This window comes from Mesocryomonas lacus (genome assembly GCF_055730135.2).
The window spans coordinates 95,444-110,045 of record NZ_JBUZWE020000017.1; the positions used below are offsets into that span (position 1 = coordinate 95,444).

Consider the following 14,602-nt stretch of genomic DNA (forward strand, 5'->3'; position numbering starts at 1 on the left):
AGCCCGCCGCTTGGAAATGGACGTCAATGAAACCTGCAAAGCTCACCGGCCCTACCCGTGACAGTCTAACAAGAGCGCGTTGACGCCCTCGCCACCCATCATGCTGTCAGCTTGTCTCGTGCGTGAGCATCAAGTTGGCGAGGAGAGCGGTACGGGCGGCGATGGAGTTGGTCAGGATATGCTCCTCCAGCGTATGGGCGCCGGCCCCGTCGGCGCCCAGTCCGTCCAGCGTCGGCACGCCAAGTGCGGCGGTGAAGTTCCCGTCGGAGCCGCCGCCTGTCGTTTGTCCCTTGAGATCGAGGCCGAGCGGCTCCGCAAGGCGCGCCGCTTTGTCGAAGAGCGACTTTCCCGCCGCACTTTGGGTAAAGGGCGGGCGGTTCAGTCCGCCCGACACCTTGATCGAGATGTCCGGATCGCCCGGACGGAGGGATTTGACGGCTGAAAGGATTTCTTCCGCCGCCGCCGCGTCCGGCAGCCGAAGGTCGACCTCGAGGCGGCATTCGGCGGGCACAACGTTGCGGTTGGTGCCTCCCTGGATGGTTCCAACGGTGACGGTGATGCCGCGAGCGGCATCGTTCATTGCTTCCAGTGCCAGGACGATCCTTGCCGCCTCTCGGATCGCACTTCGGCCGTCGAGCGGCCTTGTGCCGGCGTGGGAGGCCTTGCCCCGCAGGACGATGTCGATCATCGCGACTCCCTTGCGGGCGATGACGATCTCGCCGCCGTCGCGAGCGGGCTCGACGACGAGAACATGGCTTGCCTGTTCAGCCGCCGCCTCGATCGCGGGACGCGAGCTTCGGCTGCCGACTTCCTCATCCGGGACGAAAAGGATCGTCACCGCCAAGCCTTCGGCTCGTCGCGTCGAAAGTTCGAGGGCGTGTAATGCCATCAGCGCCCCCGACTTCATGTCGTAGATACCGGGGCCGTAGATTCGCCCTTCCTCCGCGCGCCAGGGAAGATCGTGGTCGAGGGTGCCTACCGGATGCACAGTGTCGAGATGCGCGAGGATCAGGAGCCGCCCCTCCTTTGCCGCACCCTTGGCGGTCACGGACAGGATGTCGCCATAGCCCATCGTCCCGGGTGTCCGCTGAACCACGAAATCTCCTGCGCGGGCCCGGGCCTCGACCCGGTCGACGAGCGCATTGACCCGTGACGCATCCCGGGAGGGCGTTTCGATCTCCACCCAGGCCCGCAGCTCCGATAGGAGCGCAGCGACGTCGATGTCGGCGGCGGCAAGAAGAGGGGCGGTCATTCAGCCGGTCCTGTGGTTGTGCCGGGAACGAGATGGATCAGCATCTCCGTCGCCTCTTCGATCTTGTCGGCACTGTAGAGGAGCGGCACGTACCGGCCGTCTGCCCAGAGCGGCGCGAGGTCCCCATAATGCGGCGAGGCGGGGTCGCCGGACTGGCCGGGCGCGTTGATGCAAATACTCGCATCCCAGTCGCCGACATCCATGACGAGGCGGACGGAAGCACCGGCGATTACCCGGAAATCGCCGAGGCGGTAGCCGGCATGCATCGGCGTCGACGTGCTGCCGCCGAGCGGCAACGGTCCGATTTCCCAAGCAGCATGCGCGTTCTCCTGCAAAACGGTGGCGGCATGCTGGAAATAGCCATGGTGCAAGTCGCCCCAGCGCCATCTGGCGGGATTGGCACCCAGCCGAGCGCGGGCATCGAGGACGGCAGCGTTAAGGGTTTCGGCGAGAAGACGGTCGCGCGCGACCTGCGGAGCCTGTCCGAAGCGCCCATCCGGCACTTCCAGCAGGCTGACAAGGCTTTCGACATGGCCCGGCACGAGCAAGGCTCGGACCGCCGGGTCAGGCGCCATCGCCGCGAGGAGCGCGGGCCGCAGATGCTTCATCCACCAGACCTCGAACAGAACGGCGGGAGCGCTGTCCGCGGCGAGCGCGCCGTCCCAGCCGCGGAAGAGGCCCAGCGCCAGCGCAACGTCGCTCTTCGCCGCAGCATCGAGGCTCGCCGTGCCCAGCAGCTTGCAAAGGCGCACGGCCGGCAGCGAGACGACGTCGTTCTGCAGCCTGCCAGCCGCTTCGAGACTGTGCGCCGCATCCGCGCGCAGCACCGCCTTGATCCGCTCGGCGCGGCTCGGCTCGATCCATTCATAGCCGATGCCCGGCGCGTTCGCGGCGCGGTCGGCCGGCAGGTTCATCTCGTTGGCGGTGGCGAGGAATCCTCCAGGCGGGTTGACGGCGCGCGGAAGTTCGTCCGCCGGTAGGAATCCCTGCCATTCATGGCTGCCATCGCCCGGCACCGGCAGGAGGCCGTTCCAGTTCGGGCGGACGGGGGTGAAGCCCGCGGTGTACCAGGCGACGTCGCCGGCCGTGTCGGCGCAGACATGGTTAACCGAGGGCGTCCCCCAATGCGTCAACGACGCGCCGAAGTCCGCGACGCTTTTTGCCCGCATCGCCGTCAGGCTGCCGAGATAGGCGGCCGCGCCGGGCTCTAGCCAGACTGAACGCAGCGCGATCAGCCGGCGTTTTTCCCTGTCCTCGTGGAGAACCGGACCATGCCGGGTAAAGGACAGCGTCAGGTCCGCCGCCGGATGCCCCTTGATCCCGAAGCGCTCGTTCACGCGCCGAACCTTTTCGAAGCCGTCGCCATACCGGTAGAGGTCCGCATCCTCCGGCGCGGTCTCATAGACCATGACGTCTTCCTGGTCGGCACCGAAGATCGTCAGGCCGAAGGCGGCGGTGCCGTTGTGGCCGATCGAGATGCCGGGCGCCGAGGGCTCGCCCGCGCCGATGGCATCGAAGCCCGGCGCCTTGAGGTGGACGAGATAGCGCAGCGAGGGCACGGCATGGGCACGGTGCGGGTCGGAAGCGACGATCGGCCGGCCGGTCGCGGTGCGCGTGCCGTGGACGACCCAGTTGTTCGAGCCCTCCTCGGTCGTCGCGCGCACGATGTCGCCGAGATCGGTCACCACCGTCCAGCGCCAGGCGTCCTCCATCCCGGCCGACAGGCGCGCCGGCTCAAAGGTCACCGGCGCGGTCGCGAGCTTGAACAGGCGCAAGGCCTCGAGCGGCACGTCGGCAAGGTCGATCCCGGCCGCGGGGTCGAGCGAGGTCGGCGGATCGATGTGGCTGCGCAGCGCATCGGTCTCGGCATTGCTGCGGGCCATCACGTTGGCGCGCAGGATTTCAGAGACGGCATTGCGGGTCAAAGCATGGGTGCGGATGCGCACGACGTCTTCGGGCTGCCAGCGATCGGGGCGCGTCCCGAACAGCGTGAACTCCTGCGGCAGGCGGGCGCGTTCGGCCTCGGTCAGCTCGACATAGGCGTTGATGCCGGCAACGAAGGCCGTGCAGATCGCCTCGGCGTCTTCGGCATAGGCCGCCCATTCCGCCGCCATGTCGCCGCGGTAGAGGAAGTGCCGGGCGGCATGGTCCTGCGCGAGAAAGCCCGGGCCGAAATCAGCGGCGAGGAGCCCCAAGCCGCGTTTGCGCCAGAGATCGATCTGCCACAGCCGGTCGCGCGCGGCGTTGAAGCCCTGCAGGAAGAACAGGTCGGGCTCGCTTGCTGCCGTGAGATGCGGGATGCCCCAGCGGTCGACACGAATCTCGGCCTCGGCCGCAAGGCCGTCGACGGCAATGGTCTGGGTGGCAGGCGTTTCTGTCGGCATGGGCTTCCTCAGGCGTGGTGGCAGGCGACGCGCGCCCCGTCGGGGCGCGGCGTCAGCTCGGGGCGGACGGCCGAGCAGATCTCAGTCGCCAGCGGACACCGCGTGTGGAAGGCGCAGCCGGAGGGAATGTTGGCCGGGCTCGGCAGTTCGCCGGTGAGGACGAAGCGCTGCTTGCCGCGCTGGACCACCGGATCGGCCTCGGGCACCGCCGACATCAGCGCCCTTGTATAAGGATGTTTCGGGTCGGCGAAGAAGATCTCGCGCGCGGCATCCTCGACGATCCGGCCGAGATACATCACCACCACGCGGTCGGCGATGTGACGGACGACGGAGAGGTCGTGCGAGACGAAGAGATAGGCGACGCCCGTGCGCTTCTGCAGGGCGACGAGGAGGTTCAGGATCTGCGCCCGGACCGAGACGTCGAGCGCCGAGACCGGCTCGTCGCAGATCACCAGCTCGGGCTCCAGCGCCAGCGCCCGAGCAATCACCACGCGCTGGCGCTGGCCGCCGGAGAACTGGTGGGGATAGCGGCCGGCATGCTCAGGCCGAAGACCCACCTGCGTCAGGAGCTCGGCCACTCGACGCTTCAATTCCTCGCCGCGGGCGATCCCGCGCACCTCCAGCGATTCGCCAATGGTCGAGCCGATGGTGGCGCGCGGATCAAGTGACAGCGCCGGGTCCTGGAAGATCATCTGCACGCGGCGGCGGATGTCGTTGAGTTCGCGGCGGCTGGCGCCGTTGACCTCCTGCCCGGCGATTTTGATGCTGCCCGCGGTCGGCTTCTGCAGGCCGACGATGGCGTTGGAAAGTGTCGACTTGCCGCAGCCGGATTCGCCGACCAGCGCCACCGTCTCGCCGGCGACGATGGTGAGGTCGACGCCGTTGACGGCTTTGACCGTCGGCGCTTTGCTGCCGAACAGGGAGCTGCGGCCGCCGAAATGCACAGCGACGTCCTTTGCTTCGAGCACCGGCATCGCGTTGGGGGAGACGGAAGCGCTCATGCGGCGACCCTCGTGATCTCGCCGACGCGGTCGCGGTGCCAGCAGGCGGTGCGGTGGCCGGGCCGCTCCTCGAACAGCGGCGGCTGCTCGGTGCGGCAGCGCTCGGAAACGAGCGGGCAGCGGCTGGCGAAGCGGCAGCCGGCACCGAATTCCTCGGGCGTCGGCACCATGCCATCGATGGTGGCAAGCTCCGCCTTCGGCGCGACGTCGAGCCGCGGCACGGAAGCGAGGAGCAGCGCGGTGTAGGGATGGGCAGGCCGCGCGAAGAGATCCGCCACTGGCGCGATCTCGGCGATCCGCCCGGCATACATGACGGCAACATGGTCGGCGATATCGGCGACGACGCCCATGTCGTGGGTAATCAGTACGATCGAGGTGCCGCGCTCGGCGACGAGCTTCTTCATGACGTCAAGGATCTGCGCCTGGATGGTGACGTCGAGTGCCGTCGTCGGCTCGTCGGCGACGAGGACGCGCGGGCCGCAGATCAGCGCGATGGCGATCATGATGCGCTGGCACATGCCGCCGGAGAGCTCGAACGGATACTGGTGCAGCCGCCGGTCTGGATCGGGAATGCCGACCGATTCCAGCATCGCCCGCGCCGCCGCCATCGCCTGTCCGCGCGAGACGTCCTGGTGCTGGCGCAGCGCCTCGGCGATCTGCGAGCCGACGGTGGTCAAGGGATCGAGCGAGGCGCTCGGCTCCTGGAAGATGATCGAGATGTCCTGGCCGCGCCGCTTGCGCAGCTGGCGCTCCGGCAGCGCGGCGAGATCGGTGTCGCCGAGGAGGACGCGGCCGTGGCGGCGGGTGGCGACATCCGGCAAGAGGCCCAGCAGCGCATAGGCGGTCAGCGACTTGCCGCAGCCGGACTCGCCGACCAGTGCCATCACCTCGCCCGGCTGGACGGCAAACGAGATGCCATCGACCACCGCAGCACCCGATATCTCGATGGTGAGGTTCTCGACCGAGAGCAGCGGCGGTTTTGCTTCAGACATCGAAGGTCCTGCCTCAGGCCGTGCCCGGCGTCTTGCCGAGCTCGCCGGTTTCATAGGTGCCGATCGAATTGCCGCCGTCGACCGACAGCACCGAGCCGGTGATGAAGGAGGCCTTGTCGGAGCAGAGATAGGCGATCGCCGCCGGCGCATCGTCCGGGCCACTGGTGCGCCCGAGCGGGATGCGCTGGCTCATGCGCGCGACATAGTCGTCGGACAGCGTCGAGACTTCCGAGCCCGGCGCAAAGCCCGGCTCGACGACGTTCACCCGGATGCGGTGCGGCGCAAGTTCCAGCGCCAAGCCCTTGGAGAGACGCTCCAGCGCCGTCTTGGAGGTGCAGTAGGGCACCGAGCCGTTGCGCATCTGCCGGGCAGCGCCCGACGAGATGTTGATGATCGAGCCCTGGCGCCCGTCTTCGATCATCAGCTTCGCCATCTCACGGGAGACCAGGAAAGGCGCGCGCAGGTTGACGTCGAAAATCCGGTCCCAGTCGGCGAGATCCATGTCGAGAAGACCGAATTTCGGATAGACGCCGGCATTGTTGACGACGATGTCAGGTGCCCGCCAGCGCGCCTTCACCAGCATGACGAGCTCGAGAATCGACGCCTCCTCGGTCAATTCCGTCACATGCGTCAGCGTCGTCCTGGGGTCGAGCTTCAGCTCGGAGACGACGGCATCGAGATCGGCGGCCCGGCGGTCGGAGAGGCAGAGGACAGCGCCTTCCGCCGCGAAATGCGCCGCGATCCAGCGGCCGAAGACGCCGGCGGCTCCCGTGACGACGACGGACTTGCCTTGAAATTCCATATCAAAAAGACCTCAGCGGATTCGGGAACGGGGGTCGAGCCGGTCGCGCAGCCAGTCGCCCAGCACGTTGACGGACAAGACGAGAAGGAAGAGGCAGCCGCCGGGAAAGGCGACGATCCACCAGGCGCGTTCGACGAACTGGCGCCCGACGCTCATGATCGAGCCCCAGCTGGCGGCCGGCGGCTGGATGCCGAGCCCAAGGAAAGAGAGGCCTGCCTCGAACAGGATCATCAGGCCGAACTCGGCGGTGGCGACGACCAGGATCGGCCCGGCAATGTTGGGCAGGACATGGCGGAAGAGGATGCGCAGTGCCCCCGCCCCGGCCAGTTCGGAAGCTTTGATGTAGGGCAGGTTCGCCACCTGCAGCGTCTGCGCATAGGCGACGCGGGTGTAGCGCGGCCAGCGGGTGAGACCGAGCACCAGGACGAGCTTCAGGAAGCCGGGGCCGAGCACCGCGACGGTGAGCACCGCCAGGAGGATCGCCGGGATCGACAGCATGATGTCGACGAAGCGCATCACCAGGATTTCGACCCAGCCGCGATACCAGCCGGCCAGCATGCCGAGGGTGACGCCGACGAGCGTCGAGACGACGACCGAGAGTGCGGCGACGCCGAGCGAGACCCGTGCGCCGTAGAGAATGCGCGAGAGGAGGTCTCGCCCGAGATCGTCGGTTCCGAGAAGGAACGTGACATCGCCGCGGCCGACTGTGCCCGGCGGCTTCAGCCGCGACAGCAGTGCCTGGCGGTCCGGATCGGCGGGCGCGATCCAGGGCGCCAGCAGCGCCGCCGCGACGATCGCGGTGATGATCAGCGCGACGATCCAGATCGAGACGGGGACGCGCGCGGTGCGGCGGCGAAGGGCGGTGATGGCGGATGTCATGCGCTTTGCCTCACCGAGCCAGCCGGATGCGGGGATCGATCGCCGCATAGGCGAAGTCCGCGGCGACGCTGGTCGCGACATAGATGAAGGAGATGAGGAGCACGATGACCTGCACGACCAGGAAGTCGCGCGCCTGGATCGACTGGATCGCCAGCTGGCCGATGCCTGGCCAGGCGAAGACGGTCTCGACGATGACGGCGCCGGCGAGGAGATTGCCGATCTCGAGCGCCGCCACGGTGATCACCGGAATCGCCGAATTGCGCAGGACATGGCGGCCGACCACGGCTGGCATCGACAGGCCGCGGGCGCGGGCGGCGCGGACGTAGTCCTTGCCGAGCTCGTCGACCATGGCGATCCGCGTCATCCGGGCGAAGGTCGACATCGACAGCGCGCCCAAGGCGATAGACGGCATGATCAGCGCGCTGAAGCCGCCGATTCCCGAGGTCGGAAGCCACCGCAGCTGCACGGCGAAAACGAGGATGAGAAGGATGCCGGAAAGGAAGGTCGGGATGCTCTGCCCGGTCAGGACGAGGGCGGAGAGGAGCCTTTCGGTCAGGCCGCCGCGGTTCGTGGCCATCAGGATGCCGACGGGAATGCCGAGGCCGATCGCCACCGTCAGCGCGCCGGCGGCCAGCATGATCGTGTAGGGCAGCCGCGACAGGACGATGTCGATCGCCGGCACGCGCTGCACCACCGAATTGCCGAAATCGAGCTGGGCGAGGCCCGAGAGGTAGCTGAGATACTGCGTGAGCAAGGGCTGGTCGAAGCCGAGCTGGTGGCGCAGCGTCGCGATCTCCTCGGCGGAGGCGCCTTGCGGCACCAGGAGCAAGGTCGGGTCGCCGGAAAAGTGCATCACCACGAAGACGATGGTGATGACCCCGAAGACCGCGACGACCGCCTGGATCAGCCGGCCGATGATGTATCCGAGCATATCGGTTCCGCCCTGTCCGCCGCTACTGCTGCCAGCCCATGTCCATGACGAACATCGACTCGTTCGGCGTCGGCTGCCATTTCAGCTTGCTGCTCGCGCCATAGACGGCGAAGTCCTGGTAGAGGCCAATGCCGGGGACGTCGTCGCGCAGGATTTCGTAGGCCTTCTTGTAGTCGATGAGGCGCGCGGTCTCGTCGAGGGTCGAGCGGGCGGCGTCGACGGCCTTGTCGAATTCCGGGTTCGAGTATTTCGCCCAGGTGCTGCCGGTGCGGAACAGCGGGTAGATGATGCCGTCGGCATCCTGGCAGGCGCAGGACCAGCGGCCGATGGCGATGCTGCCGGCATTGGCGGGATCGCCTTGGCGGCGGCGCAGGAAGGTGGCCTGGTCGCTCGACTGGATCTCGACGGTGAGGCCGGTGTCGGCGATCATCTGCTGCAGCGCCTCGACGACCGAGCGGTTGTAGGAGGGCGAGGTCAGGAACTCGATCTTGGCCCCCTTGGCGCCGGCTTCGGCGACAAGCGCCTTGGCCTTGTCCAGGTCGTACTCATAGCCCTTGACGTCGGCGGTATAGCCGAACACCGGCGGCGCACCGATGATATCGACCGAATTGCCGTAGCCTTGCAGCAGCGCTTCGATCAGGCCCTGCCGGTCGATCGCATGGGCGATCGCCTGACGGACGCGGACATCCTTGGTCGGGCCACTCTCAGCATTGATATACATGTAGCCGACGCGCTCGGTCGGGACCGAGAGGATCTCCATGCCGGTCTCGTCCTTGAGGCTGATCGCCTGGTCCGGCGGAATGTCGCGCACGAGATCGGCTTGGCCCGTGCGAAGGTCGGCGATCCGGGTCGAAACGTCCGGCACGGCGCGGAAGGTCACCTGCGGGAAAGGCGGCTTGCCGCCCCAGTAGCTCTCATTGGCGGCGAGATCCGTCGAGACGCCTTCCTGGCGGCCTGCCACCTTGTAGGGACCGCTGCCGACCGGCTTCTTGTTGAACGCCTGCGGACCGACCTTCTCGACATAGGCCTTGGGCACGATCGACAGCTTCACCAACTGCGCCAGGAGTGCCGGATAGGGCGTCTTGGTGGTGATCGTGACCTTGCCGTCGCCGACCGCCTCGGCCTTGTCGATCTGGCTGAACTGCGAGAACTGCGGGCTTTTGAGCGCGGGATCGATCACCCGCGCAACGCTGTAGGCGACGTCTTCGGCGGTCAGCTTGCTGCCGTCGTGGAACGTGACGCCTTGGCGGATGTCGAACTCGATCGTCTTGTCGTCAACATATTTCCAGGCGGTCGCGATCCCCGGTGCGATCGTACCGCTTTTGTCGCGCGTGACCAGGTTGTCGAAGATGTTGCGGTAGACGGAATAGCTGTCGGTGTCCCACTGCAGATGCGGATCGAGCGTCGCTGGATCATTGGGAAGATCGATGACCAGCTTGTCCTTGGCCGTCTGCGCCGATGCAGTCGCGGCGACAAGGCCAAGAGCAAGGGCGGTGGTGGCGAGCAGTCTCAGCATCATGTTCCCCTTCGGTGCAGCAGTGACGGTCGTCGAAGCCCCAGGTCGGTCAGCGACCGGCCTGGTCGACACAGTAGCGGGCGATATCGGCGTGGGTGGCAAACCAGACGTTGCCCTTGGCCTTGGCGAGACGAATGACCTCGTCGAGGATAAAAATCCGTGACCGGTGGCCGACATGGTGCGGGTGGAGCGTCAGCTGGAACAGTCCTCCCTCATCGAAGGCGAGATCGATCTCACGGGCGAGAATGTCGAGCAGCATCGCCGGACCGCCGTATGGGCGCGAGCTTCCCAGGCGATCCATGTTGAAATAGGGCGCATCGTCGCGAATCCACTCCACCGGAATCTCGACGATGCCGGTCGCCTCGCCGTTCTCCATCAGCTCGTAAGGCTCGTCATCGGCCATCAGGGAGGAGTCGTAGAGCAGTCCCATCTCGCGGATGATCGCGAGCGTGTGCGGAGAGAAATCCCAGGACGCGGTGCGCATGCCGACCGGGCGGGTCCCGCAGAGGCGCTCCAGCGCATCGGCCGCGCGGAACGAGAGATCACGCTCCGTCGCATGGTCGAGGCCGGAATTGGATTCGTGGATCCACGAGTGGATCGCAAGTTCATGCCCGGCACCCACCACCCGCTGTACCTCTTCAGGATGCAGCAGCGCCGAAACCGCAGGCATGAAGACCGAGGCGGGGACACCATGCCGATCGAGCACGTCAAGGATACGGGGCATTCCCGCCCGGGCGCCGTACTGGCCCTGGCTCATCCGGCCGGCCGAAATGCCGCCATTGCGCAGGTCGATGGTCTCGTGATCCGCATCGAAGGACAGCGCTACGGCCATCCGTGCGCCGTCCTTCCAGCCCGCGGGCTTCAGAGAACGGCCCGCCCGGACGCTCGCGACACGCTCCCGCCAGACCGGCTCCGGCCACAGCCATGGCGTCCGCGGATCATTCGAGGCCGTCGAAGCACTTGTATCCATTTGTACAATCCGGCTCTCTAGGATGAGACGCGTTCCAGAACAATTGTCGACGCTTCGGCGCCGGCGAAGCATCTGGTTCTTCTCTGTGCAGGGAGGTTAGGAGCCTAGGATGTGGTCAGCAACTGTAGCACGTTCACATACGTGAACTCCGAAGTGAAGAGCGGAGGGCGAATTCTCGATCTCCTGAATTTCCTGGCGGCGTGTCGCCAGCCCGTCTTTTTCGGGGAGGTCGTGGCTGGGCTCGGCTTTCCCAAAAGCTCGACGCATGCGCTCCTGCAGACCCTGATCGGTCGTGGCCACGTGGTCCAAGACCCGGGTGGCCGCTATCTGCTGGTGGAGGCCAGCCGGCACGGCTTTCCGTTTCATCCGAGCGAGGAGCCGCTGGTCGCGAAGGCTTTGCCGCTGATGGAGCGCCTGCGCGACGTTTCGGGCGAAACCGTCCTGCTGTCGACCATGAACGCCCGTGGCGACGTGCGCAGGCTCGCCAAATGCGTCAGCCGCCAGGCCGTGCGCTACGACATCGGCTCGCCGATCGCGGTCTACTGTACGGCGACGGGTCGCGCCCTCCTCGCCTTTCGCAGCGCGGAAGAGATCGACGACTACCTTGGGCGTGTCAGCCTGCTCTCCTATACCCGCTTCACCATCACGGACCGACAGGACTTGCTGACGATCCTTGCCGAGGTGCGCGAGCGCGGATACGCGGTCAACGACCAGGAATTCGTCACCGGCTCGACGGGCGTTGCCGCCCCTGTCCGCGACGCCTCCGGTGCGGTCGTCGCAGCTCTTAACCTCGGCACGTTGACCACGCGATTTCGCGAGCGCGAAAGTGAACTGTGCCAACTCGTCATCGACACCGCAGCCGTCATCTCAGAAACAGCCAAGACCTGACACGCGGCGCCATTTCGCACCGTTGGCAAGGGACGGGAGTGAAGCTTCCCGTCAATGCCGACCTCTGCGCATCGAGCGGCGAGCCGGCGCTGAGCTGCCGTTCCTCAAACGGTTTAACGCGACGATCAGACTATTTGACCCTCATTCCGAAAGCGAACACTGCAGATATCCGACATCTGCCCCAGCCGCCGAAGATCAACGGAGAATCCGCAGAAGGTTGAACCCTGTTTCCGGCGCGCTCAGCGCGCGTCCTGGTCGGCCAGTTTGTTCGAATAGGCTTTGCCGAAATGGGCCTCGATGCGCATCTGGATGAAGTGCCAGACGGTCGTCATCAGGAGATAGTAGAGCGCCGCCACGGCGAAGAGCTCGAGCACCATGAACTTTTCCTGGATCAGCATCTGCGTCCGGCGCAGGAGCTCCTCCATCGAGATGACCGAGGTGACCGACGTCGTCTTCAGAAGCCCGTTCACGCTGTTGCCGAGGACAGGGATGATGATCCGCGTCGCCTGCGGCATGATCACGTAGCCCATGACCTGCGCCGGCTTCAGGCCAAGGGCGCGCGCCGCGTTCCACTGGCCCCCGGCGACGCCGAGAATGCCGCCGCGGACGATCTCCGCAAGGTAGGCCGCCTCGTTGAGGATCAGCCCGAGCAGTGCCGATTCGAGGACGCCGAGCCGGACGCCGAACTGCGGCAACCCGGTATAGATGATGATCAGCTGCACCAGCAGCGGCGTTCCGCGGAACACCCAGATATAGGCGCGGGCCGGCCAGCTCAGAAAGCGCGACGGCGCCATGCGCATGATCGCGAGGATGCAGCCGAGGACGAGGCCGCCGGCGATGGCCGCGAGCGTCAGCCAGAGCGTCGTCAGCGCGCCGTTGAGGATGAACGGATTGAACAGGTACTCGAAGAATCCGGTCCAGTTCCAGCGGATATCCATGGGCGATTCCTCGGTCGGATAAGGCGGCAACGGGCAAGCGGAGCCTCTCCGGCATGCCCGGTCGACGGCGGCGACGTCGAAGGCGCCGCCGCCGTTTCAGATGGCGGTGGGGTTCCGGGCGACGTCGCCGTCAGTCGGTGGCGCCGCGGAGGGCGAAGGGCTTGGTGTTGGCGAGGAGGCCGTACTCGTCCATCAGCTTCTTGTAGCTGCCGTCCTGCATCATCTCGTTCAGTGCGGTGACGACGGCGTCCGCGACCTCGGCGTTCTTCATGCCGAGTGCGACGGGGGTCGGGAACAGTCCGGCGATCGCCCGGTCGAAGTCGCCGCGCTTGGCGTATTCTGCCGCCGTCGGGTCGATGCTGACCGTCGCGTCGGTCTGTCCGGCCGCCAGTGCCTGGTAGGCGAGCGCGAAATTGTCGAAGGTGCGGATGGTCATCGCCTCCAGCCCTTCGGCCTGGAGCTTCTTGTCGAGTTCCTTCAGCTTGGCCTCTTCGAAGCCGCCGATCTCGACGCCGACGGCCTTGCCGGCGAGGTCTTCTTCCCTCGCGATCTTTTCCGGATTGCCCTTCTGGACCGAGATCGAGATCGCCTGGGATTCGTAGGGCACCATCTTCATCATGGCCGCCCGCTCCGGGTTCCAGAAGATGCCGGTGTTGATCACGTCCCAGCGGCCGGCCTGCAGGCCCGGGATCATCGCCGAGAATTCGATGCGGACATAGTCCGGCTCGAGGCAGAGGCGCTTGGCGATCTCGTTGCCGAGCGTGACGCGCATGCCCTTTAGCTCGCCGGAGGAATCGACGAACTGCATCGGCGGCAGCGTCGGATTGGTCGACATCGTCAGCTTGCCGGGCGAGGCGAGCGCCGAATCCGGCACCTTGGGCTGGCAATCCGCCGCAAGCGTTGGGGACGCGGCAAGGACGACGCTGGCCGCAACGCCGCCGACGAAGACGAGGGCTTCGTGAAATCTGGTCATGTGCTTCTCCTGTTGCCCGCGAGGGGCTTGGTGAAAGGGCCGCGTCTCATCCCGTGGGTGGGCTCGGATCGCCTGAGCGTCCGGCCGTCTATGATTGGGCGAGGCTGTCGATCAGACCGAGGCTCGCCAGTGTGGTCTTGAGTTCAGCCCGATCCGCCTCGGGAAGCGGCAGGCGCGGCGCACGGGGATCGCCGACGGACAGGCCCATCATCGCAAGCCCCGCCTTGGAGGCCGAGACGTAGCGCGGCCCTCCCACCCAGCGCACCACCGGGAGAATTTTCCGGTAGAGCGCCAGCGCGGCGTCCTTGTCCGAATGATCGGCAACGAGCTCGAACAGCTCGGCCGATTCCTTCGGCATCAGGTTGGAGCAGACCGCCACCCAGCCGACGGCCCCGAGCCAGAAGGATTCGTAGCCGAGGATGCCGGCAAACACGTCGATCCGGTCGCCGCAGAGATCGATGATGTCGCGCACGCGCGTCACCTCGAGGGTCGATTCCTTGATCGACCGGACGGCGTCGATCCGGCTGAGGCGCTCGACCGTGCGCGGCACGAGGTCGACATTGGCCGTCGCCGGATTGTTGTAGACCATGATCGGGATCGAGATCGCCTCGCCGATGCGGCGATAGTGCTCGAACAGCTCGTCTTCGGTCGGGGCTGAATAGAAGGGCGGGATGATCATCACGCCGTCGGCGCCCATCGCCTCCGCCTCGCGGGAGAGGTCGACCGCGTCGAACGTCGCCTCGGCCCCGGTGCCGATATAGATGGGCACCCTGCCCGCCGCCTCTTGCACGCAAATCTCGATGACCTCCTGACGCTCCTGACGGGAGCAGGAGAGGAACTCGCCGGTGCTGCCGAGCGGGATCAGGCCGTGGATTCCCTGTTCGATCTGCCAGTTGACCAGACGCTTCAGCGCGGTCGCGTCGACGGCGGTACCATCCGCCGTGAACGGTGTGACGAGAACGGTGAAGGTGCCTCTGGCGGATTTCATGACAGTCTTTCGTGGCTCCGATAAGCCGAACCATAACTTAAAAATTTTCTCTGTATACAGAAAAAATTGTTTTGCTGTATGCATGGTT

General features: G+C 66.2%; 13 protein-coding genes. 1 reads left to right on the top strand and 12 read right to left on the bottom strand.

Translation table 11 applies throughout. The features are described from left to right. Positions 1–106: 106 nt before the first annotated feature. Genes ACZLZY_RS22470 through ACZLZY_RS22510 form a run of 9 tightly spaced genes read right to left on the bottom strand, consistent with a single transcriptional unit; the run spans position 107 to position 10,727 of the window. The gene (locus tag ACZLZY_RS22470) at positions 107–1,252 is read right to left on the bottom strand and encodes a M20 family metallopeptidase (RefSeq protein WP_472936290.1); all 1,146 of its coding nucleotides are present in this window, start codon (positions 1,250–1,252) and stop codon (positions 107–109) included. Further along, complete coding sequence (locus ACZLZY_RS22475; RefSeq protein ID WP_472936291.1) at positions 1,249–3,636, bottom strand: penicillin acylase family protein; 2,388 nt, start codon at positions 3,634–3,636, stop codon at positions 1,249–1,251. The genes ACZLZY_RS22470 and ACZLZY_RS22475 overlap by 4 nt, the downstream gene beginning before the upstream one ends. An 8-nt stretch (positions 3,637–3,644) precedes the next feature. Next, entirely contained in the window at positions 3,645–4,637 is a 993-nt protein-coding gene (locus ACZLZY_RS22480; protein WP_472936292.1) for an ABC transporter ATP-binding protein, read from the bottom strand. After that, entirely contained in the window at positions 4,634–5,629 is a 996-nt protein-coding gene (locus ACZLZY_RS22485; RefSeq protein WP_472936293.1) for an ABC transporter ATP-binding protein, read from the bottom strand. Before ACZLZY_RS22485 ends, ACZLZY_RS22480 begins: the two co-directional genes overlap by 4 nt. 13 nt (positions 5,630–5,642) lie before the next feature. After that, a complete protein-coding gene (locus tag ACZLZY_RS22490; protein WP_472936294.1) occupies positions 5,643–6,431 on the bottom strand; it encodes an SDR family NAD(P)-dependent oxidoreductase in 789 nt (262 codons plus the stop codon). A 12-nt stretch (positions 6,432–6,443) separates the two neighbouring features. Then, complete coding sequence (locus ACZLZY_RS22495; protein WP_472936295.1) at positions 6,444–7,310, bottom strand: ABC transporter permease; 867 nt, start codon at positions 7,308–7,310, stop codon at positions 6,444–6,446. A 10-nt stretch (positions 7,311–7,320) separates the two neighbouring features. Further along, positions 7,321–8,241 carry an ABC transporter permease gene (locus tag ACZLZY_RS22500; RefSeq protein ID WP_472936296.1) on the bottom strand — a complete coding sequence of 307 codons (921 nt, stop codon included), beginning with the start codon at positions 8,239–8,241 and terminating at the stop codon, positions 7,321–7,323. A gap of 22 nt (positions 8,242–8,263) precedes the next feature. Then, positions 8,264–9,760, bottom strand: coding sequence for an ABC transporter substrate-binding protein (locus ACZLZY_RS22505; RefSeq protein ID WP_472936297.1), 1,497 nt, complete (start codon positions 9,758–9,760; stop codon positions 8,264–8,266). 46 nt (positions 9,761–9,806) lie between these two features. Next, positions 9,807–10,727, bottom strand: a complete 921-nt coding sequence (locus tag ACZLZY_RS22510; RefSeq protein ID WP_472936298.1) for a polysaccharide deacetylase family protein — start codon at positions 10,725–10,727, stop codon at positions 9,807–9,809. Positions 10,728–10,880: 153 nt separating this feature from the next. Between ACZLZY_RS22510 and ACZLZY_RS22515 the strand changes: the two genes are divergently transcribed. Further along, on the top strand, positions 10,881–11,615 hold the full coding sequence (locus tag ACZLZY_RS22515; RefSeq protein ID WP_472936325.1) for an IclR family transcriptional regulator: 735 nt from the start codon (positions 10,881–10,883) through the stop codon (positions 11,613–11,615). Between the two features lie 239 nt (positions 11,616–11,854). On the opposite strand, the gene ACZLZY_RS22520 is transcribed toward ACZLZY_RS22515, so the two are convergent. From ACZLZY_RS22520 to ACZLZY_RS22530, 3 genes are all read right to left on the bottom strand, one after another. After that, on the bottom strand, positions 11,855–12,553 hold the full coding sequence (locus ACZLZY_RS22520) for an amino acid ABC transporter permease (RefSeq protein ID WP_472936299.1): 699 nt from the start codon (positions 12,551–12,553) through the stop codon (positions 11,855–11,857). A 130-nt stretch (positions 12,554–12,683) separates the two neighbouring features. Beyond that, a complete protein-coding gene (locus ACZLZY_RS22525) occupies positions 12,684–13,526 on the bottom strand; it encodes an ABC transporter substrate-binding protein (RefSeq protein WP_472936300.1) in 843 nt (280 codons plus the stop codon). 88 nt (positions 13,527–13,614) lie between these two features. Beyond that, a complete protein-coding gene (locus ACZLZY_RS22530; protein WP_472936301.1) occupies positions 13,615–14,514 on the bottom strand; it encodes a dihydrodipicolinate synthase family protein in 900 nt (299 codons plus the stop codon). Between the last annotated feature and the right edge of the window lie 88 nt (positions 14,515–14,602).